The organism is Paenibacillus sp. MER 99-2, assembly GCF_023714095.1.
In the GTDB taxonomy this organism is placed as follows: Bacteria; Bacillota; Bacilli; order Paenibacillales; family Paenibacillaceae; genus Paenibacillus.
On record NZ_JAMAUZ010000005.1, the window covers coordinates 226810 to 248509 of the forward strand.

The 21700-nt window shown below is 45.9% G+C and carries 23 protein-coding genes and 1 riboswitch; of the genes, 7 read left to right on the top strand and 16 right to left on the bottom strand.

The window, feature by feature from the left end; translation table 11 throughout:
- Positions 1-90: 90 nt before the first annotated feature.
- Together M3636_RS21125 and M3636_RS21130 are read right to left on the bottom strand one after the other, a co-directional pair.
- The gene (locus tag M3636_RS21125) at positions 91-720 is read right to left on the bottom strand and encodes a hypothetical protein (RefSeq protein WP_251383898.1); all 630 of its coding nucleotides are present in this window, start codon (positions 718-720) and stop codon (positions 91-93) included.
- 112 nt (positions 721-832) lie between these two features.
- Entirely contained in the window at positions 833-1333 is a 501-nt protein-coding gene (locus M3636_RS21130; RefSeq protein WP_251383899.1) for a DUF2798 domain-containing protein, read from the bottom strand.
- Between the two features lie 227 nt (positions 1334-1560).
- Here M3636_RS21130 and M3636_RS21135 point away from each other — a divergent pair, with 227 nt between their 5' ends.
- The 6 genes from M3636_RS21135 to M3636_RS21160 all read left to right on the top strand — a co-directional run bounded on the left by M3636_RS21135 (position 1561) and on the right by M3636_RS21160 (position 6681).
- Entirely contained in the window at positions 1561-1947 is a 387-nt protein-coding gene (locus tag M3636_RS21135; protein ID WP_251383900.1) for a VOC family protein, read from the top strand.
- A gap of 158 nt (positions 1948-2105) precedes the next feature.
- A riboswitch (TPP riboswitch) is annotated at positions 2106-2217 on the top strand.
- 213 nt (positions 2218-2430) lie between these two features.
- Positions 2431-3471, top strand: a complete 1041-nt coding sequence (locus tag M3636_RS21140) for an ABC transporter substrate-binding protein (RefSeq protein WP_174715263.1) — start codon at positions 2431-2433, stop codon at positions 3469-3471.
- A 224-nt stretch (positions 3472-3695) separates the two neighbouring features.
- Positions 3696-3989: a thiamine-binding protein gene (locus tag M3636_RS21145; protein WP_056703822.1), complete on the top strand. Its 294-nt coding sequence runs from the start codon at positions 3696-3698 to the stop codon at positions 3987-3989.
- Complete coding sequence (locus tag M3636_RS21150; RefSeq protein WP_128100014.1) at positions 3989-4747, top strand: ABC transporter permease; 759 nt, start codon at positions 3989-3991, stop codon at positions 4745-4747. The genes M3636_RS21145 and M3636_RS21150 overlap by 1 nt, the downstream gene beginning before the upstream one ends.
- Before the next feature lie 114 nt (positions 4748-4861).
- Positions 4862-5713, top strand: a complete 852-nt coding sequence (locus M3636_RS21155; protein ID WP_483311535.1) for an ABC transporter ATP-binding protein — start codon at positions 4862-4864, stop codon at positions 5711-5713.
- A 149-nt stretch (positions 5714-5862) separates the two neighbouring features.
- On the top strand, positions 5863-6681 hold the full coding sequence (locus tag M3636_RS21160; RefSeq protein WP_251383902.1) for a TatD family hydrolase: 819 nt from the start codon (positions 5863-5865) through the stop codon (positions 6679-6681).
- An 85-nt stretch (positions 6682-6766) separates the two neighbouring features.
- On the opposite strand, the gene nfsA is transcribed toward M3636_RS21160, so the two are convergent.
- The 8 genes from nfsA to M3636_RS21200 form a co-directional block, all read right to left on the bottom strand.
- Complete coding sequence (gene nfsA / locus M3636_RS21165; RefSeq protein ID WP_251383903.1) at positions 6767-7510, bottom strand: oxygen-insensitive NADPH nitroreductase; 744 nt, start codon at positions 7508-7510, stop codon at positions 6767-6769.
- Positions 7503-8099, bottom strand: coding sequence for a TetR family transcriptional regulator (locus tag M3636_RS21170; protein WP_128100010.1), 597 nt, complete (start codon positions 8097-8099; stop codon positions 7503-7505). Before M3636_RS21170 ends, nfsA begins: the two co-directional genes overlap by 8 nt.
- 221 nt (positions 8100-8320) lie before the next feature.
- Positions 8321-9481 carry a YhgE/Pip domain-containing protein gene (locus tag M3636_RS21175; RefSeq protein WP_251383904.1) on the bottom strand — a complete coding sequence of 387 codons (1161 nt, stop codon included), beginning with the start codon at positions 9479-9481 and terminating at the stop codon, positions 8321-8323.
- A 275-nt stretch (positions 9482-9756) separates the two neighbouring features.
- A complete protein-coding gene (locus tag M3636_RS21180; protein WP_251383971.1) occupies positions 9757-12189 on the bottom strand; it encodes a heavy metal translocating P-type ATPase in 2433 nt (810 codons plus the stop codon).
- A 293-nt stretch (positions 12190-12482) separates the two neighbouring features.
- Positions 12483-12683, bottom strand: a complete 201-nt coding sequence (locus M3636_RS21185) for a copper ion binding protein (protein ID WP_128104266.1) — start codon at positions 12681-12683, stop codon at positions 12483-12485.
- A 271-nt stretch (positions 12684-12954) separates the two neighbouring features.
- A complete protein-coding gene (locus tag M3636_RS29610) occupies positions 12955-13365 on the bottom strand; it encodes a metal-sensitive transcriptional regulator (protein ID WP_285859120.1) in 411 nt (136 codons plus the stop codon).
- A 72-nt stretch (positions 13366-13437) separates the two neighbouring features.
- Positions 13438-13920: a GNAT family N-acetyltransferase gene (locus tag M3636_RS21195; protein WP_251383905.1), complete on the bottom strand. Its 483-nt coding sequence runs from the start codon at positions 13918-13920 to the stop codon at positions 13438-13440.
- A 127-nt stretch (positions 13921-14047) separates the two neighbouring features.
- The gene (locus M3636_RS21200) at positions 14048-14233 is read right to left on the bottom strand and encodes a hypothetical protein (protein ID WP_056703799.1); all 186 of its coding nucleotides are present in this window, start codon (positions 14231-14233) and stop codon (positions 14048-14050) included.
- A 288-nt stretch (positions 14234-14521) separates the two neighbouring features.
- Here M3636_RS21200 and M3636_RS21205 point away from each other — a divergent pair, with 288 nt between their 5' ends.
- A complete protein-coding gene (locus tag M3636_RS21205) occupies positions 14522-15388 on the top strand; it encodes a glycine zipper 2TM domain-containing protein (protein WP_251383906.1) in 867 nt (288 codons plus the stop codon).
- Between the two features lie 486 nt (positions 15389-15874).
- Here M3636_RS21205 and M3636_RS21210 read toward each other — a convergent pair whose 3' ends face one another.
- The 6 genes from M3636_RS21210 to M3636_RS21235 form a co-directional block, all read right to left on the bottom strand.
- Complete coding sequence (locus tag M3636_RS21210; RefSeq protein ID WP_251383907.1) at positions 15875-16060, bottom strand: hypothetical protein; 186 nt, start codon at positions 16058-16060, stop codon at positions 15875-15877.
- Between the two features lie 609 nt (positions 16061-16669).
- Positions 16670-17455 (bottom strand): nucleoside phosphorylase, encoded by a 786-nt coding sequence (locus M3636_RS21215; RefSeq protein ID WP_128100005.1) that lies wholly within the window; start codon positions 17453-17455, stop codon positions 16670-16672.
- A gap of 1 nt (position 17456) precedes the next feature.
- Complete coding sequence (locus tag M3636_RS21220; RefSeq protein WP_251383908.1) at positions 17457-18128, bottom strand: sulfite oxidase-like oxidoreductase; 672 nt, start codon at positions 18126-18128, stop codon at positions 17457-17459.
- 47 nt (positions 18129-18175) lie between these two features.
- Positions 18176-19099, bottom strand: coding sequence for an ABC transporter permease (locus M3636_RS21225; RefSeq protein ID WP_128100004.1), 924 nt, complete (start codon positions 19097-19099; stop codon positions 18176-18178).
- Positions 19083-20150 carry an ABC transporter permease gene (locus M3636_RS21230; protein ID WP_128100003.1) on the bottom strand — a complete coding sequence of 356 codons (1068 nt, stop codon included), beginning with the start codon at positions 20148-20150 and terminating at the stop codon, positions 19083-19085. Before M3636_RS21230 ends, M3636_RS21225 begins: the two co-directional genes overlap by 17 nt.
- Positions 20147-21646 (bottom strand): ABC transporter ATP-binding protein, encoded by a 1500-nt coding sequence (locus M3636_RS21235; RefSeq protein WP_145408050.1) that lies wholly within the window; start codon positions 21644-21646, stop codon positions 20147-20149. The genes M3636_RS21230 and M3636_RS21235 overlap by 4 nt, the downstream gene beginning before the upstream one ends.
- Positions 21647-21700 lie beyond the last annotated feature (54 nt).

Consider the following 21700-nt stretch of genomic DNA (forward strand, 5'->3'; position numbering starts at 1 on the left):
AACGGCATGTTCCGATCTGTAATTGTTGATTAACAGTATATACAAAAGCAACGTTTAAATGCAAGCGATACTGGCTTAATGTTTAAATTTTTAATCATACTTATAAATCAGGTTGTTATCCCCATCTATCCCCTGAACGGATGTCTCGATCATCTTCTCATCTGTTGTTACATCCAGAAATGTCTTGCGATCATCAATTGACATGCCGTGCATTGTGACGTTGGAGTATTGAATTCGAATTTCGTTTATCGAAGGATCATTAATGTAACCGTAGTTGACCCTAAAATTACTCTTTCCATCCATCGTCGTGCCTACAAATTTAGCTAACCAAAAGGGTGCCTGTTTATCTATAGGGCTAAGATCTATATTTTGCAATATATATTCGTTCTCTTGCTTTACAGCTTGTATCATCCCCACCTCTGTTACCGGCTCTTGGTTGAGATAGTATGTTGCAAAGATAGAACTTCCTTCATCGTAAGGGACATCAATAGTGATATTTTCAGAATTTTCTTCCCTGTTTAATCTCTTCTCCAGACCCACAGCCACTAGCTCTTGCAAATTTTCAGCTTTGATTTCTGATTCGCTATCCAGTTGAGTAAAACTGGTACTAGAATCAGAAGAAGTGTTAACGTATTCTTCTCCATCCTGTTGATCTCTACACCCAGTAATCAACAACAGGGCTACAATAATCAGTAATATTTGCTTCAGTTTCTTCACCACCTGTTAAAATTCTTGATGGCAAAAATATTAACACTTTCCTCCTCTATTTTCCAATTAATACAGGATTCATTCTGTCTCTACACTCAATGAACATATGGAATCACAAAGTCAATTAGGCTTCTGTATTAACTAAGGGGGTTACGTTCCCTTTAGCTTTTATGAATTTACGGAATACATATCGAACAAGCGGCCCAATGATGAGCAACTGTAACGGTAGCGCCAGGCTAAAGTTCCGGAGTATGGTGTGAAGATACGTTTCTACGAGAGGCTTTCCGTTCAATTGATTGGCAAGATACGCCGTAAGCATCCCATACATCGACATCATCAACACCATGCCCACGACCATGCACACTGAAATCATCAAAACGCCGATCACCTTATTCGATTTGTTGAATAGCAACGCAAAGGCAATTTTCTGAGCCACCGGCCCAACGATAAAGCTTTCCACCACAAAAGCTACAATAAAACACAGGACGAATTGAAATAGGATTTCAAGTAGAGACATGCTCCCCATTAGTCCGTTGTACAGTAAATTGAAAGTCATCATAACAACGACCATTCCTGTGCACATCATCAATCCAAAATACGTATGTTCTTTCTTGGTTGTTGGCAATTCTCTCATCCTTTCTTCTACTTGGACAATTATAGAGATGAGGAATAGGGTCACATAAGTGAACACTTTGTGAACATTAATAAGATACCTATATGTTTATGTTGAAATATAGAACATTTCATCTAGATAAACTCTTTTTTCCTATTTGACAACCCGGATTTATACCCCTATCATACTCCTTAAAATGTAAACCATATTCACGAATCAGTTAGGAGGATTACTATACAATGAACTTTCAAAAACGTATCGACCACATCGGTATCGCTGTCCGTGATCTAGAGACGACGCTTTGCTTCTATACCGAGATCGTTGGGCTTGAGCTGAAAGACCGCGTTACCCATACCAATGGTGTGATCCAACTTGCTTTCCTCGGATTCAATGGCAGTGATGAAACTGAAATTGAACTGATTCAGGGATATAGCGACAAACTTCCCTCCGAAGGAACTGTGCATCATTTTGCGATTCACGTGGAGGATCTTGATGCTGAATATCAGCGTATACAAGCGACGGACGCCGAATTTATCGATGGGGAGATTATCACATTACCGAACGGTTATCGTTACTTCTTCATCTATGGCCCAGAGAAGGAATGGATTGAATTCTTTCAGCGTTAAAGGTAAACCGATCTATCCATGATCCCGATTGGCGCACAGACAGCATCTATGATTGCTTTACATCCACTTCGTGAGATCCATCATCCGATATTCCAGTTCATGACTGGACACGTTCTGCCCACTGCCCTATAATTACACCTAGTAATACCCTTAACTTCATAGTTTCCCAGGGGAGTCGGAATTGGCCGGCTGAGAGTGTATCCCACAAGATACTAACCCTTAGACCTGATCTGGATCATGCCAGCGTAGGAATCGGAGTATATCGAATAGGCCCAGCTATATCGCTGCGCGCTACTTCTCTAACGCCTGCACGCGTCCCGGAATCCGGGGCGCTTTTTTTATGTTCTTTTGCATATCTCATTACATAAAAAAGACATCCAGATCATAGCCGGTATAATTCTGCTGATTTATGCACGATGCTTGGATATGAAGCCAAGGAGAACCCTCGCCATTTAGGCGGACCACATGAAGGAGAGAATGAAGATGAGATGGCGTAAAATGATCGGCTTGTTGCTCCTATGCGTAACCTTGATTGCAATCACGGCTTGCGGAAGCAAGGAAGCTGGCCCTGCCCAATCTAACGGAGGTACCAACACCGAGAACAGCAGTGAAGGTGATAACGTAGCACTCCGAGACGTTAAAGTTGTACTGGACTGGACACCGAATACGAACCATACCGGCTTATATGCAGCAGTAGATCAAGGATTCTACGAAGCCGAGGGTTTAAACGTGGAGATTGTGCAGCCTGGTGCGGGCGGCGCTGACACGATGGTCGCTTCGAATGAAGTACCTTTTGGTGTAAGTTATCAGGAAAGTGTAACTCAGGCGCGTACCCAAGGTGTACCGCTCGTCTCCATTGCTGCGGTTATTCAGCATAATACATCTGGATTTGCAGCACCGACGGATCGGAACATTAAATCCCCGAAAGACTTCGAAGGTAAAACCTATGGAGGCTGGGGCTCTCCAGTGGAGGAAGCCGTCATGCAATCCATTATGGAGGGCGAAGGCGCAGACGTGTCCAAGGTGAAAAACATTAACATGGGCGATGCCGACTTCTTCACCGCCGTGAAACGAGATATTGATTTTGCCTGGATCTTCTATGCGTGGACGGGGATTGAGGCTGAGCTTCGCGGAGAGCCGATCGACATGTTGTATGTCAAAGACTACTCCGAAGCACTCGATTATTACACGCCTGTATTGGTAACGAATGAAACCACGATTCAGAACGATCCTGAACTGGTTAAAGCGTTCATGAAAGCCACGTCGGAAGGGTATCAGTATGCGATTGATCATCCCGAAGACGCCGCTAATATTCTGATCAAAGCCGTACCGGATCTGGATAAGGATCTTGTAATAGCAAGCCAGAAGTGGTTAAGCCCGAAATACACAGATGATGCACCACGCTGGGGCGAACAGAAACAGGAAGTATGGCAGAACTATACGGACTGGATGTTCAGCAAGAAACTGCTGGATGAACAGATCGATGTGAGCAAAGCATATACGAACGATTTTTTACCCCAATAAAATCTCTCATATAAAATGAACATAATATTTACACGAGAACGGAGAGGACAGAAATAACGTGAAAAAGCGAAGCGGTCGCCTTTATCACCGGATTTTCCCTTTAGAGAAAGGGAATCAAAAAAAATCTGGGGATAACAGCGATTGGAAGGTTATTCTGTCATCGAAGTGGCAAGTGTAACAGTCATTCGTTCATTTTATATATTTCGAAAGGAGCCGTGAACTCCATGGCAAGCACGTTACTCAGTATTCAAGTCATCCCGAAGACGCCAAATGGTGAGGATTCATATCCGTATGTGGATCGCGCTATTGAAGTCATTCAACAATCGGGTGTGAAATATCAGGTCAATCCTCTAGAAACAACGATGGAAGGTGAGCTGGAGGAGCTGCTAGACGTTGTTCGCAAAATGCATGAAGCACTTGTGGACGCCGGTAGCCCTAGCATCATCTCCCAGATCAAAATCGCCCATAGCGGCGGTGCCGGCTTCAGCATGGATAAACTTACGGAGAAATATCGCTGATGCACTCCTATTTCAAAAGCGTATGGCCGCCCCTTGTGGCGGTTATTCTCTTTATTGCGATATGGCAAGGAGCGGTCTCGCTATTTCACATTGAAAAATGGATGCTGCCTGCCCCTTCGGACATCGCTCGTGAAGCAGCTTCACAGGCGGATCGGCTTGGTATGCATGCATGGGCGACGATCCAGTTAACACTCATCGGATTCGCCGCAGGAACGTTGGTGGGACTGCTGATTGCCATGGTGCTTCACTTGATCCCATTTCTAAAGTCCGCGCTCTATCCGTTGCTTATCCTAAGTCAGAACATTCCAACCATCGCGCTAGCACCGCTTTTGCTGATCTGGTTCGGATTCGGATTACTGCCCAAATTAATTACCATCATTCTGGTCTGCTTCTTCCCTGTTGCCGTAGCCGCCATGGATGGATTAACCCGTACAGATGCCATGATGATGAACTATATGCGTATGGCTGGCGCCAAACGTGGACAGCTGTTCTGGAAACTGGAGCTTCCGCACGCGCTGCCCTCAGTCTTCTCTGGAATCAAAATAGCCGCTACATATAGTGTGATGGGTGCCATTATTGCAGAATGGATCGGAGCAGATAAGGGCATTGGATACTATATGATGTTACAGAAGTCTGCATATCGAACAGATCGACTATTTGTAGCCATCATGATTATTGTGGCGCTCAGTCTACTGCTCTTCCTGCTGATCGCGCTACTAGAGAAGCTGCTCGTGCGCTGGCGACCACAAAAACGTTAATACTGACACTGGAAAACCATGTGGCAAGGATGTGAAACCGGGATGAGAGACGAACGGAACAAGCACGATCATCTTTCCGATAACCCAACGAATAAACACGTAACCAATGAAAATATAACGACACAGACAACCCTGCAACCGCCCGATTCTACATCAGTAACAAAAGGGAATACTCAAGTCTCTCCAGCACTTGAGGTTACGCAGGTTCATGCTTCATATCGCGAGCGGCGCAAAACATTATCTGTATTGGATAATCTGTCCCTAACGGTGGGGCAAGGCGAATTTGTAGCCATTGTTGGCCCATCCGGCTGTGGCAAAAGCACCCTTTTCCATATCATCGGCGGTTTGCTCAAGCCGCAGGCTGGACGAATTCTCATGCAAGGGCATGACGTTACCGGACAACGTGGCAAAATCAGTTACATGCCGCAACAACCCGCTCTCCTGCCTTGGCGAACCATTGAAGATAATGTGGTGTTAGCAGGCGAAGTATCGAAGACAGCTCTACCCCGAACAGAAGCGATTGCTGAAGCACGTAAATGGTTAGCGAGTGTTGGTCTAGCTGGCTTCGAACGTGCTTATCCACATATGCTCTCAGGAGGGATGCAGCAGCGTGTTGCTTTCCTACGTGCGTTACTCGGTCCACAAGAGCTTATGCTGCTTGATGAGCCTTTCAGTGCGCTTGATGCCTTGACCCGCAGTGATATGCAGCGCTGGCTGCTGGAGATCTGGGAACAGAACCGCCGCTCAGTGTTATTCATTACACACAATATTGAGGAAGCTCTTCTGCTAGCGGACCGGGTGTATGTTCTATCCAATCGCCCAGCAACCGTGCTGCAAGAGGTTATTGTTCCATTTGATCGTCCACGACGTGAATCGGTGACGGAGGATTCTGCCTTTCTTGAACGCAAACGTCAAATTTCACAGTGGATGAGAGAAGAACAGCACAAAGCCCGCCTATCTATATAGCGCGGGTTTTTAAAGCTATTGTAGTGGGTTCAGCAGAGCAGTAAGCAATCTGTGTAAAAATGTATTTTTTCACCTAATATGGGTGATCCGACATGGAATTCACTTCGTAACATGAATAGTTAGACCCTATTAATCATAAGGAGGAAATTATGGATACTCGTGCTATAGCACCGTTAATCGATGCCCATATCCACTTGGATCAATATACAACAACGCAACAACAGTCTATACTGCAATCTCTCTCCTCCCAGCAAGTTGAAGCCCTCATTGCGGTCTCCATGAATATGGATTCCTGCCAGGCCAATCTGGAACTTGCCAAGCATAACCCACGTACGGTATTTCCTGCCTTTGGCTACCACCCAGAGCAACCGCTCCCTTCTGCAGGCGATCTCCATCTGCTCCTTGGCTGGATCAAGCAGCATATAGGACAAGCTATAGCCATCGGAGAGGTGGGCTTACCCTATTACAGCAGACAAGAAGCGGAACAAGCAGGCCAAACATGGGATCAGCACGGCTACATTGAATTGCTGGAACAGTTCATTCAGCTCGCGAAGCAGTACAACAAACCTCTCGTTCTTCATGCCGTCTATGAAGATGCTGATATCGCCTGTGATCTGCTTGAAAAGTATCAGTTCCGTCGTGCCCATTTCCACTGGTTCAAAGGCTCACGCCAAACGATTGCACGGATGGCAGACAACGGTTATTTCGTCTCCTTCACCCCTGATATTATGTATGAGGAAGAGATCCGTGAACTAGCAAGGCAATATCCATCGGAGCAGGTCATGGCTGAGACCGATGGCCCTTGGCCTTTCGAAGGTCCTTTACAAGGGAAGATCACTCATCCCGCGATGACAAAACAAGTCATTCAGAGTTGGTGCGAGGTCATGGGCATGAGCCACGAACGCGCTGCACGTCTTTTCTACCAGAATGCCAAACGGTTCTACGGTTTGCCACTATCATCACAATAAGCTTATACAGGAAAAGGTCAGTCAGGCATGAAGCCTAACTGACCTTTTGAATCATCAACGATCAACTATACAATTTGCCCGCACATTAACGCTTCATGAACCCTTTGCCCTCCAAGAAAGGCTTCATCTGCAATCGCACTGGCTCTGTGAGACGTTTGGCCATCGATACAGACCAAGGTGTCTTGTTTGCGCCCTGCGTCCGTTCATTCATGTAGGCTATCGTGGTCTCATCATACTGCGCCATGCCTTCAAGTGTCTGCTCGGCATTATACTGATTCTGATGAAGAACAGCCTCTAGTGGTAAGCGCGGACGAATGCCTGTCTCCTGATCGGCAACACCAATACACATGCCATAGACCGGATATACGCCTTCGGGTAGTCCTAGCAGCTCAGAAACTTCCTCAATCCGTGTGCGAATTCCACCGATATAGACAATGCCATAGCCGAGTGATTCGGCTGCAAGGGCTGCGTTCTGTGATGCAAGCGCCACGTCAATGGTGGCAACCATAAAGTTTTCTGTCGAATCCGCATAGGTTTCCTTGTCTGGCGTATGCTGCTTCGCAGCATCCTTCAGTCGGAAGAGGTCTGCGCACCATACCAGGAAAACAGGACATTCGTTCACGTAAGCCTGGTTGCCTGCAAGCTCAGCAAGCTTCGATTTTAATTCCGAATCCGTTACCGCAATTACACTATACGCCTGCACGCTGCTGGAGGAAGAAGCCATCTGTCCAGCTGCAATGATCGTTGCCAACTGTTCCTCACTTACGGGATCTGCCTTGAATTTCCGTACAGAGCGGTGCTTCATCATTAATTCAATCGTTTCATTCATGGTTAGTCACTCCTAATCCTCGAAGTACAAACTCAATCGTTTGCTCAGCAAGTTCCTCTGTAGTTATTCCCTGATAATCCGCCAGAAAACGTGAATTTTTGGCTCGTTTATGCGCCAGAGTTGCCCCCATCACCTGTAATGTGGCATATGACACGGATTCAATACGAAAAATACCCTGATCTTTACCTTCTTGCAGTAAATCCCTTACCTTCGTCCAGATCGGATCCAGGAAACGAAAGACCGTCGGCGTGCGATGTGTCCTCAGCGTAATTTCAAGCTGCACAATGTCGCTCATCTCGGTGTCTGTCATCGTAAACTTCACAACTTGACCAACAATTCGGCGGACACCTTCCACGGGGGACATGGATTCTGCAGCCAGCTCATTCAGCATCTGACCAGGGAAGAAGTGTTCAAATAATGCCTCAAACACCTTCTCCTTGCCGCCAAAGTGATAAGAGACCAGGGACACATTCGCTCCCGCTTCATCACAGATTTGACGAACACTTGTCCCATCATACCCCTGACCGGCAAAAAGCTTCTTGGCTGCAAGCAATATCCTCGTTTTAATGTCCAATTCCGGTTCCGTCATTCCGTTCGCTCCTCTAATCCGTTCTCTTGTAAATGTTTAATGAAATTATACATAATTATCTATTATGAAAGTTTGTGCAACAAAGCGCAAGACATAGCCATTAAGCATGGCATATGTGAAGTTGTATCCTCCATCTACTATTACACCAAGCCCCCCATCGGCAATCAATGGGGGGCTTGACGTAAGTATACAGTGTAGCTCCATCTGTATAGCCTTAGATATTAAGCGTTAGATGGTGCTGGGCTTGGTGCACCTGCGGGTACACGCTGTTTCTTCACAAGGGTAACCAGCAGCGAGAGTGCAACCACAATCGCGAGAATAAGAACGATTGAACCTGCAGCAGACTGAATTCCTGGGCCACCCAGTTGAGCACTCAAGATACCTTGAACCGCATAAGTAGCTGGTAAAAATTGACCCACACCACTATAGAATCCATTCAGCAATTCACGCGGTACCATCGCTCCGGAAGATACAAGCTGCAAGGATAGCGAGATAACATTGAACAAGCTTCCTGCAGGTCCGAAGCAGATCAAGAAGAACTGCGAGAAGAACATAAACGTGCAGAGGAACAAGGCTTGGAATAACCAGAATGCAACAAATCCTTGTTCAATCTGTCCGCCAAGCGCAACGATAAGTGAAGATCCGAGTAAGGATACAACCAAGGCTGAACCTACGTTAATGAAAATTCTTGCACCAAATAGCGTCCAGCGAGAGAACGTAGTGGACAACATCCCCATAGCCGTTTGCAGATTCATCCCCATGATCATAGCTCCAACATAAGATGCCAGCACCATCATCATCGGTACCATCTGATTGTTCATTCCGTTCACCGGGTTGATGGACGTTGTTACTCCTTCCACACGGGAAGTCAGGTTAGTCGCCACATTAGCAGCTTGATCTGCTGGCGTTCCTGTTGCGGTTAACACAGTCTGCACACCTTGAGCAGTAGCCTGCTTGTTGATCGTGTTGGTTACGGACTGTGATACACCTTGCATCATGCTTTTGATCGTCACTGGATTAGCTTCATTAATTGTGTACTTAATTTCAGCGGTTGATCCAGCCGTCTGAAGCAATTCATTAAAGCCAGCCGGAATGCCGAGCACCATATGAACTTGGTGATGATTAAGCTGATCGATTGCTTCTTCCGAAGTTAGATTGGATACGGTATGAAACGGTAACGTCTCTGCCAATCGTTCGGCAATTCCTTGGGATAGTTCGCCATCCTCGTTTACAATCGCAACAGTAAGCTCATTTGTGCGATCATTAACTCCTGAATATGCAGTCATCCAGATGATGCTAAAAATCACTTGGAACATAAGTGCCGTCACGATTCCAACAATCACTGGTGGTTTTTTAAACAAAACGCGTAAAGCCTGTACCATAGATCTTATCCTCCATTGCAAAGTAGTTCGAATTTGATATAAACATTTGTTTGAATCAAACGAATGTTTAAATTTTAAGTGTATATGTCATTATTGTCAATGGAATTTCTGAAAATCAATGAAAGAAAGTAACCTTTTTTAGAAAAAAGTCACTACTCTCTTTTCATATCATTTATAGAAATAACTCAGGACATATCTCTTCGTACAAGCCTCACCTAATCTAATGGATATCCTACCGATTCCCAATGAGCTTGATTCAATTTCTAGTTGTTGCTTTATGATTTATGTTGCAGCTTCATTCGTTGCAAACGTAAGGCATTTAACACAACAGACACCGAGCTGAACGCCATCGCAGCACCAGCTAACCATGGAGCAAGAAAGCCCACAGCAGCAATTGGAATACCGATCACATTATATCCAAGCGCCCAGAACAGATTTTGCTTGATGTTACCCATTGTTCGCCGGCTCATCTCGATTGCGTCAGCAATGCTATTCAAATCCCCACGCATCAACGTAATATCCGCCGCTTCCATCGCTACATCCGTTCCTGTCCCAATGGCCATCCCAATATCGGCTGTCGCCAGAGCTGGCGCATCGTTAATTCCATCTCCAACCATAGCCACCTTACGACCATTAGCCTGCAGCTTCTTCACTTCCGCCGCTTTGCCCTCTGGGAGCACCTCTGCCAGAACGTTACGGATTCCCGCTTGTTCTGCCACAGCGCGTGCTGTTCGTTCATTGTCACCGGTAATCATGATAACGTCGATTCCCATCGCTTGTAGACGGGCTACTGCTTCGCGTGACGTTTCTTTAATGGTATCTGCAACAGCTACAATCCCTGCCCACACACCATCAATCGCAACCAACATCGCTGTACGCCCTTGTTCCTCCAGTTGGTTCATCTGAGCCACCGTACCATCTGGAACATTAACCTTGGCATCAGCAAGCAAACGCCGGGTTCCAACCAGAATCTCTTGTCCCTGAACACGAGCTCGAACACCATAGCCAGGTATGTTCTCGAATTGATCGGATTGGCTCAGAGCGATGCCTTTACCTTGAATCCCTTCCACGATAGCTTCAGCAAGTGGGTGCTCCGAATTCTGCTCTGCTGCGCCAACCCGTTCTAACAGCTCCGTTTCTGTCCAGTCTGAAGCTGTTACAACGTCTGTAAGCACAGGTTTGCCCTGAGTTACCGTACCCGTTTTGTCCAGCACAACAGTCTGAATCTGCTGGGCTGATTCTAGATGCTCGCCGCCTTTGAACAGAATGCCGTATTCAGCAGCTCGCCCCGATCCAGCCATAACCGAGGTTGGCGTAGCCAAACCTAAGGCACATGGACAGGCGATGACCAGGACAGCAATTGCTTTTTCCAATGACCCAGCGAAGTCACCGGGACTTGCGAAGAAGTACCAGACAAGGAAGGTAACGGCGGCAATGCCCACAACAATCGGGACAAAAATACCTGAGATCACATCTGCAATCCGTTGAATTGGAGCTTTGGAGCCCTGCGCTTGCTCAACGACTTTGATAATCTGGGAGAGAGCGGTATCTGCACCCACTCGGGTCGCTCTTAGGCGTAACATGCCGTTTTTGTTCAAAGTAGCCCCTGTAACAGCATCACCAGGCTTTTTGTCTACAGGTAAACTCTCTCCACTGAGCATCGATTCATCTACAGAAGACTGTCCTTCCTCCACGATGCCGTCCACCGGGATACTGTCCCCTGGTTTCACAAGAACGAGATCACCCACAGCAACATAACTCGCAGGGATAACGACCTCCTGCCCATCTCGAATGACGCGGGCTTCACGCGGTGCTAACTCAATCAAGCTTTTGATCGCCTGGGATGAGCGTCCTTTTGCTACAGCCTCGAACCATTTGCCGAGTAATATTAAGGTAATCAGAATTGCACTCGTCTCATAATAAAGCTCCACCATCGGCATAGCGGCTGTGCTTGTTTCCATTGCACCATGATCCATCGTAGTCGCAGGTAGATAACCACTGGATAACGTTAGATAAAGACTGTAGAAAAATGCCGCACTTGTACCCAAAGCGACCAGCACATCCATATTGGCGCTACCACTACGCAATGCTTTGTAGGCTCCCACATAGAACTGCCATCCAATCACAAACTGAACTGGCGTTGCCAGCAGCAATTGGAACCATGGGTTCATGAACAGATCAGGCACCCAAATCCACGATGTGAAGGAGAAGTGACCCACCATCGCCCATAACAAAGGAATCGAAAGTGCTGCGGATATCATCCATTTCCACTTCTTACGTTGCAATTCCCGCTCTCTGGCAGATGAAGTTTCCTCTCCCGTCTGTTGTAATTCTGCGCCATAACCAAGCTGTCTAATCTTAGCCGTAATGTCGGATGCTTTCAGAGCGCCTGCTGTAAATTCGACATGCCCTGTCTCCAGCGCTAAATTTACATTTGCTCGAGATACACCCGGTAAGCGGGATAGCCCTTTCTCGATCCGAGCCGAACAAGCCGCACAGGTCATGCCCGTTATATCCAGATCTACCGATTCCGTAACTGTGCCATAACCCAACGCTTCAACCTTATCTCGCAGTTGATTGATATTAATGACTTTGGGATCGTACCTAACGGTCGCCTGCTCTATTGCGAGATTAACGTTAGCCTGATTGACCCCTTCCATGCGGGATAACCCCTTCTCGATTCGGGTAGAGCACGCTGCACAGGTCATACCTGTAATTTGGAGTGTGGTGAGTAAACCAGATGCTCCCTCTACGGGTGGTAATGCTGAGCCAGTTGCAGTATTTTCTGTTGCTGGCTTATCCATGTCGTCATCTCCGTTCAATTTGTTCCCCAATACCCTATAGGGGTATATTCATTAGAAAAAATAAGGCTTAAACGATGAACTTATTCGAAAAAAATCTACCGATTCTTCTCGTCCCTTGAGTTAAACAAGGAAGTTCTGTTCAAGCCAGATCATCATAAATCATTCATATGAATCAGATGAAAATTGAGAGAAAATAATTAAGCTACATCGTATCCTTGGTCTTCAATTGCTGCCTTGATCTGATCCACGTTAACCTTCTGCTCATCATACTCTACTGCTACCGTTCCAGCTTGCAGATCGACCTGACCACTTGCACCAGCATTCTTCACAGCTTCTTCAACAGCCTTCACGCAGTGATTGCAGGACATTCCTGATACGTTCAATGTAACATTAGACATCATATATTCCTCCTTATGGGCAATGTATAAGTTCAATTAAAGAATGTTACACTTACCACTCCGATGACAGAATAACCTTCCGATCGCTGTTATCCCCAGATTTTTTTGATTCCCTTTGTCAACGGGGAAAATCCAGGGATAGCTTATGCTTCCGATGTAGCTTTCTTTCAGAAAGCTTATAGGCGAGCGCTCCGCTTCTTCATGTTATTTCTGTCCTCTACGTTCTCGTGTAAAAAGTTTAGTTGAACTTATTTAGATTAAATAACAATATTCACTTCATTAATTTCCTTACCGTAACCAGCAGTTCATCGACTACTTCATGTTCCCCTGCCTGAATTCGCTCAACGATACAGCTCTTCATATGCCCTTCAAGCAGAAGTTTCCCTACTGAATTAAGCGCTGACTGGGCTGCCGCGATCTGTGTCAGGACATCATCACAATACGTATCCTTCTCAATGAGCCCTTTAATTCCACGAATCTGTCCTTCAACACGATTCAACCGTGAAATCAGATTGCCCTTCATCTCTTGTGAGTGATGACTCTTACGGACTTGCTTCCCGTCATCGTTATCAGCATGAGCATGACATGAATTCACCGTTTGTGCAGATTCCGTCTCCAATACTTCAGGTACATCGGTTCCGGAAGGTTCCATTAAGTCCTTGGGATGGCTCTGATGATCCATCATAAACACCCCTCTTCATCATTCTGACCTAAGGATAACATACCCCATGGGGGTATTCAAGAGAAAATGTTTTTAGAGTATGTATTCCATTCTGCTGCTACGGACGACCAGACCTAACTTTTCATAAAACTCTTGTGCCCCTTGGTTAAACGAAGCAACGGTTAGCTCTAGATGATCGGCTTGAAGTTCGTTACCCAGCTCGACAAGCACCGCCATCATCTTCTGTCCAATATGACGCCCGCGATGCATCTGATCAATAATAATCTCATTAATGAAGAGCACATCTCGATCCATTAGCAGCTCTACATTCTGAATTTTATTGAGTTGGGCGCTCACGTACCCACAGATTTCTCCCTGCTCCGCTGCTTGAGCTACGTACAGGTAGCGATCTTCTGCATTCAACAAGTCTTCGAATTCCTGCTGACTCATTCTAGGCTGTAACGGTCTATATATGTCAGGACGTGCCTCGACATGCATACGGTGCAACTCATCCATTAGTGCGGACACTCCTGAATAATCTTTACTTTCGGCTCTACGGATGCTCACTTCATTCATAACTTATCCACTCCTCACCCCAGATGTTCCCAGTATTATACATCTACCATGCGACCACTGTACATCCTTATACATCAAAAGGCAGATACCCCTGAAGGTATCCGCCACAATTCAGCCATAGCTCGTTTTACTCTTTGGAAGAGGATTTTACACTGTTAAAGGCTACAGGAGATGGCTTAGCCGCCCATTCATCTGCTTGTGGCTCAATGTCTACACCACTCAGAATCTTCTTTTTCTCCATCAAAGAATCCCCATCTTCATCCAGTTTGTTACGAATTGCAGCCTCATCTTGAGGTTGATTATTCTGTGTCATGTCGGAATCCTCCTTATTCGCTGTATTCGTGATGATGTTCCTTTATATAACGTACCCACTATTGGCGGGATCATTCATTTAACAACGTTTAGGTTGAATTCAATGTAGGTCTTAAGCACCTAATTTCAACTTAATAAACCACCCCACAAACCATTCCTACCACTGAGTTAACTGATTAATCTTCAATCGAGATCGTATGTAACTTTATTCCTATATAATCCAGAAAACGTTTACACTTATATTTATTTAATGGATAATATAAACATAAAATAGAAATTAGAGGTAAATATGAACAAAAAAACATTGCTATCATTTATGTTATCTATCGTCCTGCTGCTAACACCTGTATTAACTGTCGCTGCCTCTCCACAACCATCATTAGCAAATGATAATGAGTACACATTTATTGATGAAAATAATACTACAACTAAAATAGTCCAAGAAGAGGATGGCACGATTAAAGTTTATCTTAATGGCGTGCTCGATCATTCTGCAAAGACAGATTTAGACGCTGACATACTGGTTTATACAAAGTATAACAATGAAGCTCAAAACAGCCTCTCATCTACTAGTGAGCCCTACACTACAACGATCTTGAAACCAAGTGATTACATCACAGAAGATACAGGATCAAGCATAACTATAGAAAACCCTGCATCCGATGTAGTAACACCATTCTCCACTGCAAGTTATACGTATAAAGCCTCGTATACAGATACTTTTGTAACACAATTAACAGCAAAAGGTTATACTAAGGATGGTGGCATTACTCGTACGTCTGAAAAAAAAGTAAGTATTACTAGAGGTACAGCAATTGGAGCTGCTGTATCAATAGCTATTGCTGCGTTGACTGGACCTATAACAGTTGCAGTCGTTACTTCAGCAATAGTTGGAGCATATGCTGGTGTTATATTAGATGGGATATTCACTAAAAACGTAATACCCACAGTTCACTATGAAGACCGTTGGACACTTTGGAAAGGTGTTGTGAATTCCTGGGAGTTTGACTCAAAACAAGGAACAAGGTATTTACGAGTAATATCTGATTACTCTGGATCAGTCATTACTAAACCAACTAATCTTGCCAAATTAGGATACACTTTTGATTTTACGGACTTTTTACAGACCACGATTACTAGATATACTAACCGATAAGAGCCAACAAGGAGTTGATATCAATGGTATCAAAAAACGAAAGGTGGAAAAAAATTCAGTCAACAGGTTTCCTGAAATTCTGTTTTTTGAAACCGATTTTTTTATCTCTTTGTGGGTTTATTTTCATTATAGGTATTGGTTTAATATTATACGGCTGGAATTTGGGATTCACGACAGCTTTAAATAATTTCCTATATTCATTCATATCTAAAGACATTTACTTAGTTATGTCTGCTTTTGGATTAATTGCAGTAATAAATATAATTAGCAATTGTTATATTTGGAAAACAAAAATTAAAAAATACAACGATGAACAATAAAACTTAAAAGCCGGCTCTCCTCTGAATGGAGGCCGGCCTTACTTTATCCACTCCTCACCCCACATGTTTCCAGTATTATACATCTCCCGTACAACCACTGTACATCCTTATACATCAAAAGGCAGATACCCTGAAGGTATCCGCCACAATTCAGCCATAGCTCGTTTTACTCTTTGGAAGAGGATTTTACACTGTTAAAGGCTACAGGAGATGGCTTAGCCGCCCACTCATCTGCTTGTGGCTCAATGTCTACACCACTGAGGATCTTCTTTTTCTCCATCAAAGAATCCCCATATTCATCCAGTTTGTTACGAATTGCAGCCTCATCTTGAGGTTGATTGTTCTGTGTCATGCCGGAATTCTCCCTAATCTCTGTATTAGTGATGATGTTCCATTATATAATGTACCAACTATTGGCAGGATCATTCATTTGAGAAAGTGTACGTTGTTCAGGAAACAAAGGTTTAGACTAAGCATTAACGGTATATTTATTAGAGATATTAGCTTATCTGCAAATGTTTACTAAGGGGTGAAACATGGATATCACTCAGAACAATTGGAATAAGATGCTGACAGCTGGTGTTTTTAAATTTTGCTTTCTTAAACCTTTTCTAGTCGGAATTTATACATTTGGATTTTGTATCGTTTTAATTGTAGCTATGCACATGTTTAGTTACGGTTTCAACAATACGTTGAATGCTTTCCAGATACAATGAGGTTCACCTGGCGTTATTATTTTGATCACACTGTGTATTCTGACTTCGATATCAGGTATTAAAAACTGCTATCTATGGAAAAAACACTCTGATAAATACAGCAAAAAAGTATGTAATCTCAAACAAAGGCCGGATCTCCATTGAAGGAGTCCGGCCTTTTGAAATCCATGCAAAAAGGGATTATCCCACTTTGCATATCTGTATTGGATTTTGCATGATCTATCTCTAGCAATGCTCCTTGCTAATTAAACCTGATCCTGACGCGCCAATGTAGCCAGCGCTTGTAGCGCCGAATTGATCTCGTGCTCCACCGCGTTCGCTACCGCATCCGTATGCGGATCATACTCGGCAGCCAGGTCACTGTCTGCGAAACCATCAATCGCTACGATTGCACCAGCACGAGCACCTCGCAAGGTGCTGATGATGTAGAGCGCAGCAATTTCCATCTCTGCAGCAAGCGCACCTGCCTGCTTGTACTTGCGATGTGGAATTTCTTCTACTCCGGTGAAGAAAGCATCCAGCGTAACAGTAATGCCTACTCCCACCTTAGTTGCACCTGCTGTTGATGCATCGGAAGCTACAGAGGCTCCATCCGTCCCGGTTCCCGTGCCCCGTGCAGCTTCAATCAGCGCTTGTGTAACACCGATATCTGCTACAGCTGGGAAACCATCTGGCACGAGCTGGCGAGTCAATCCATCCGTGCGAACCGCTGCAGTGCTGACAATAACGCTACCAGCTGGATAATCAGCGGTATACGAGCCTGCTGTTCCTACACGAATTAGCGTGGTCACACCTGCACGAATCAGTTCTTCGAAACATACAGCCGCTCCCGGCGAACCTACACCATGACTAACCACAGCCATCTGCACACCTTCGTATTGTCCCACAAACGTGCGGTACTCGCGGCTGAACGCCAGCTCTTTCACCTGTTCTAACTTACGAGAAATCTTCTCCGCACGCGCCGGGTCACCACAGACGATGGCATATGCCGGCATGTCCTCAGAGTGAATTTGCAAAATCGGCATCAACATCTTAATCAAACTCCTTCTTCGTCCATTCGTCTTCTGGGATCGGTAGATCCTCACCCGAGAAGCGCTGCTCCTTGAACGGATCGGCAAAATGGTGGAACCCATTATTCTCCCAGAACCCGTTGCGGTCTTCGGTCATGAACTCAAGCCCACGTACCCATTTCGCACTCTTCCAAAAGTATAACTGCGGCACAACCAGCCGTAATGGATACCCATGCTTCGGCGTAAGTGGCTCGCCATTATATTTGAAGGCCAGTAATACATCGTCATGCATAAGCTCTTCGAGTGGAACATTCGTTTCATAATCATGATCTGCATGAACCATCACGTATTTTGCCTCTGGCTTAACGCCAAGAAGCTTCACGAATTCCGAGAAACGAATGCCTTCCCACGGGGTATCAAACTTGGACCAACGGGTTACACAGTGGATATCACTCACCGTATTCACCTGAGGCATCGCCTGAAGCTCTGCGAAGGAGAATACTTTCTCCTCTTCAACTTCACCGAACACCTTCAGATCCCATGTAGACAGGTCGTATTCGGGCACTTCTCCTTCATGCAGGATCGGGAATTTCTCGGTCAACATCTGCCCCGGCGGCAGGCGATCTCCATGCTCAGCACCTACTTTGGGTGCGGGTGATTTCGTCTTTTTCAACCGTTCAGCCTTATTTTGCAACGTGCTCCCTCCCTTTTCATACACTCTCCGTGGTGGAACTTAACGAATTAACGCGAGCTTCCGCCCGCTTTCAATGCATCCTGTTGATAGGTACGGTCTTTGAAGAAGAACATCGCTACCAGTGTTACGATATACGGCAACATTTGCGTGAAGTGTGTTGGCAACGTGAAGCCCTGTAGACGAATACTGAATGCCTCCATGAAACCAAACAGCACACTAGAACCCATTACCCCGAGCGGATTCGCCTGTCCCAGCATCGTAGCCACGAGTGCAATGAATCCACGGCCAGCCGTCATACCTTCGGTAAACATGGTCACTTGTCCAAGCGACAATTGCGCCCCAGCGAGCGCACACAACACACCACACATAAGGACCGCCCCATACTGGATACCACGAACCTTGATGCCGATACTCTGTGCCGCTACTGGATTTTCACCGACCGAGCGTAGGCGGAATCCGGAGACGCTTTTAAATAGATAGAATTGAAGTCCAATCACAATGAGAATGCCCAGATAGATCAACGGACTATGACCTGAAAATACATCACCCACCCACGGGATATCCTTAATCAAAGGAATGTCCCATTTCGGGAGACCTTGCATGTCTTTATCGTAGTATGCGCCTTTCACGTCGAAAATCGCACGTAGTGCAAAGGTCGTTAGCCCTGCGGCCAAGAAATTAAGCGAGATACCGACGACGATGGCGTTTGCTTTTAGATTAATACTAATAAAGGCAAATAACGCTGAGAACAGCATAACAATAATGATAGAAAAGATCACGGCAAGCAATACATTGCCAAACAGGTAATTACCCACGATTGCTGAGAAGGCTCCAATGAGCACAAGCCCTTCCAAACCCACATTGAACAGACCAACCCGGGAGCATAAAGCACCGCCGAGCGCCGCGAGCAGGATCGGAGTCATAATCCGTAAGGTAGAGCCGAACAAGGCGGCATCAAACAGTTGTTGCATTGGACTTTTTCTCCTTTCTCCGCTTCAGGAATGAATATCCAATCTGAGCCGATACAAATAACGTTAATACAGCCTGGATTACGCTACCCACTTCCAGTGGGACATCCGTATTCCGCTCCATGCCCATCGCTCCAGTCTGTAGTGCAGCGAGCAATACGGCTGCTACCGCTGTACCGAGTGGATGAGAGCGAGCCAGCAATGTAGCCATAATGCCGCTCCAAGCATAACTAGCTGACGACAACGAACCATCAAGGAAACGGTATTGGGTGCCGAGCACTTCTCCCGCTCCAGCAAGCCCAGCGAGTCCACCACTAATAATCATGGATAACATCATCATCCGAATGCGGCGAACACCACCATACGTAGCGAATGAAGGGTTGCTACCTAACATACGAATCTCGTAACCAGTGACCGTTTTGTGAGTGAACCAATAGATTAGAATGGCTGCTACGATGGCGATAATAAAACCAGCATGTAAGCTCATTCCTTGAAATAGCTTCGGTAGCCATACCGTCTGATCAATCATGGGTGTCTGCGCCATAGCCGCAGAACCCGTTGTATCTTTAAACGGATAGGACACCATATACCCGCCGAAGTTAATGGCAATATAGTTTAATAGTAATGTCGTGATTAATAGATTCATGCCAAACCGTGCATCAAGCCAGCCCGCAAATAAAGACCAGATGCCTCCGGCAATAATGCCTGCCACAATGGCCGCTATACATACGAACCAACCCGGCCCTGGCAGATAGAGCGCCGTTAGGGCCGCACTAAGTCCACCTAGAATCATCTGGCCTTCTGCACCCATATTGAAGAATCCCGCACGGAACGCTAGCGCCACGCCAAGTCCTGCTAAGATAATCGGCGTAGAACGAGCCAATGTATTAGTGAAGAAGTAGAAGTTGCCGAAGGCTCCTTTCCACATCTCCGCATACGTATCGACCACAGACCCGCCAACAACCATAATGGCTATAGCGCCTGCCAGCAGACCAATCAATACAGCAAGCAGCGGCTGTACGAGCCCACGAAGACTTTCCTTTACCCGATTCATACCCGCTCTTTCCCTCCTGCCATTAACAAGCTGATCTGTTCTTCCGTCGCTTCATCTGCCTGCAGCTCTCCAGCGATCTCGCCTTCATACATCACCAGAATACGGTCGGATAATTGTAAAATCTCAGATAACTCAGAAGATACTAATAGGATCCCCGCGCCCTCATTGCGCTTACGCAGCAATTCAGCATGAATTGTCTCCATTGCTCCGATATCTACGCCCCGTGTAGGCTCAGCAGCAATGAGGAACGGAGTATCTTGAGCAAATTCCCGCGCAGCAATCAGCTTCTGGAGGTTACCCCCGGATAAGAACTGTGCTTTCGTCTCCGCAGAACCAGTCTTGATGCTGAACTGCTTAATCCAATTCTCCACCATGGTACGAGCTGCCTTTGCTTTGATAATGCCGCGTGATTGTAGCTTATGGTGGTGTCCCATCAATCCATTTTCACGTACACTAGCATCCTTAGCCGCTCCCCACATATAACGATCCTCAGGGATATGGGCTAGTCCATGTTCACGAATGCGTCGCACAGGCCAGTTCGTTGTATCCTGCCCTGACAACAAGACACGACCACGATCTGCTTTCCGCAGTCCGGCAATAACCTGGATTAGCTCAGATTGCCCGTTGCCGGAAATTCCAGCAATCCCGACAATCTCACCTTTTCGAATGTTCATGTGAATCTGATGAAGCGCAGAACGATCCTTGCCTCCTGACAGATTAACATCCTCCACCTGAAGCACCGTTTCAGTCGGAGCCGCCGGCTGTTTATTCATCCGCACAAGCTCACGTCCTACCATTAACCGTGACAATTCTTCGATGTTTGTGTCTTTGGCGTCGAGCGTGCCTGTAACCTGACCATCGCGAAGAACGGTAATCCGATCTGCCACATCCATAACTTCTTGTAGTTTGTGTGTGATTAAAACAAATGTTTTGCCTAACTTGGCGAGTGATTTCATATTCGCCAGCAGTTCCTTCACTTCGAGCGGTGTCAGTACCGCCGAAGGCTCATCCAATATAATGATATCTGCACCCTGATGCAGCACCTTCAAAATCTCTACACGCTGCTGCAAACCAAGCGGGCACTCGGCTACTTTTTTCCATGGATCCACGGGCATTCCATACTTCCTACCCAGCTCATTCACTTGTGCCGCGGCCTGTTTACGGTCGAACACCCCTGCAGACGCTGGCTCACGACCAATGACGATATTCTCGGCAACCGTAAAGGAAGGAAACAGCATGAAATGCTGATGTACCATGCCAATACCGCTGGCCATGGCTTGAGACGGTGTTGCGAAGCTTACCTCACGTCCACGAACCTTGATTGTGCCTGATGTAGGCTGCTCCATCCCGTACAACATGCGCATTAAGGTTGTTTTACCTGCACCATTCTCACCCACGAGGGCATGGATTTCCCCTTCACGCAAATTAAAGCGGATATCCCGATTCGCCGTGAATTCGCCGTACTTTTTCGTAATCTGATCCATCTCCAGCAGCATATCGCGCGTTCTCTCCTCTCAGTCTGTTCATTATAATAGCAGCAAAACCGGCTG

Excerpts from the sequence above, each read along its gene's own strand:
- M3636_RS21135 (WP_251383900.1), top strand. The coding sequence starts at position 1,561 with ATGAACTTTCAAAAACGTATCGACCACATCGGTATCGCTGTCCGTGAT.
- M3636_RS21140 (WP_174715263.1), top strand. The coding sequence starts at position 2,431 with ATGAGATGGCGTAAAATGATCGGCTTGTTGCTCCTATGCGTAACCTTG.
- M3636_RS21145 (WP_056703822.1), top strand. The coding sequence starts at position 3,696 with ATGGCAAGCACGTTACTCAGTATTCAAGTCATCCCGAAGACGCCAAAT.
- M3636_RS21150 (WP_128100014.1), top strand. The coding sequence starts at position 3,989 with ATGCACTCCTATTTCAAAAGCGTATGGCCGCCCCTTGTGGCGGTTATT.
- M3636_RS21160 (WP_251383902.1), top strand. The coding sequence starts at position 5,863 with ATGGATACTCGTGCTATAGCACCGTTAATCGATGCCCATATCCACTTG.
- nfsA (WP_251383903.1), bottom strand. The coding sequence starts at position 7,510 with ATGAATGAAACGATTGAATTAATGATGAAGCACCGCTCTGTACGGAAA.
- M3636_RS21170 (WP_128100010.1), bottom strand. The coding sequence starts at position 8,099 with ATGACGGAACCGGAATTGGACATTAAAACGAGGATATTGCTTGCAGCC.
- M3636_RS21175 (WP_251383904.1), bottom strand. The coding sequence starts at position 9,481 with ATGGTACAGGCTTTACGCGTTTTGTTTAAAAAACCACCAGTGATTGTT.
- M3636_RS21180 (WP_251383971.1), bottom strand. The coding sequence starts at position 12,189 with ATGACCTGTGCAGCGTGCTCTACCCGAATCGAGAAGGGGTTATCCCGC.
- M3636_RS21185 (WP_128104266.1), bottom strand. The coding sequence starts at position 12,683 with ATGTCTAATGTTACATTGAACGTATCAGGAATGTCCTGCAATCACTGC.
- M3636_RS29610 (WP_285859120.1), bottom strand. The coding sequence starts at position 13,365 with ATGGATCATCAGAGCCATCCCAAGGACTTAATGGAACCTTCCGGAACC.
- M3636_RS21195 (WP_251383905.1), bottom strand. The coding sequence starts at position 13,920 with ATGAATGAAGTGAGCATCCGTAGAGCCGAAAGTAAAGATTATTCAGGA.
- M3636_RS21200 (WP_056703799.1), bottom strand. The coding sequence starts at position 14,233 with ATGACACAGAATAATCAACCTCAAGATGAGGCTGCAATTCGTAACAAA.
- M3636_RS21205 (WP_251383906.1), top strand. The coding sequence starts at position 14,522 with ATGAACAAAAAAACATTGCTATCATTTATGTTATCTATCGTCCTGCTG.
- M3636_RS21210 (WP_251383907.1), bottom strand. The coding sequence starts at position 16,060 with ATGACACAGAACAATCAACCTCAAGATGAGGCTGCAATTCGTAACAAA.
- M3636_RS21215 (WP_128100005.1), bottom strand. The coding sequence starts at position 17,455 with ATGTTGATGCCGATTTTGCAAATTCACTCTGAGGACATGCCGGCATAT.
- M3636_RS21225 (WP_128100004.1), bottom strand. The coding sequence starts at position 19,099 with ATGCAACAACTGTTTGATGCCGCCTTGTTCGGCTCTACCTTACGGATT.
- M3636_RS21230 (WP_128100003.1), bottom strand. The coding sequence starts at position 20,150 with ATGAATCGGGTAAAGGAAAGTCTTCGTGGGCTCGTACAGCCGCTGCTT.
- M3636_RS21235 (WP_145408050.1), bottom strand. The coding sequence starts at position 21,646 with ATGCTGCTGGAGATGGATCAGATTACGAAAAAGTACGGCGAATTCACG.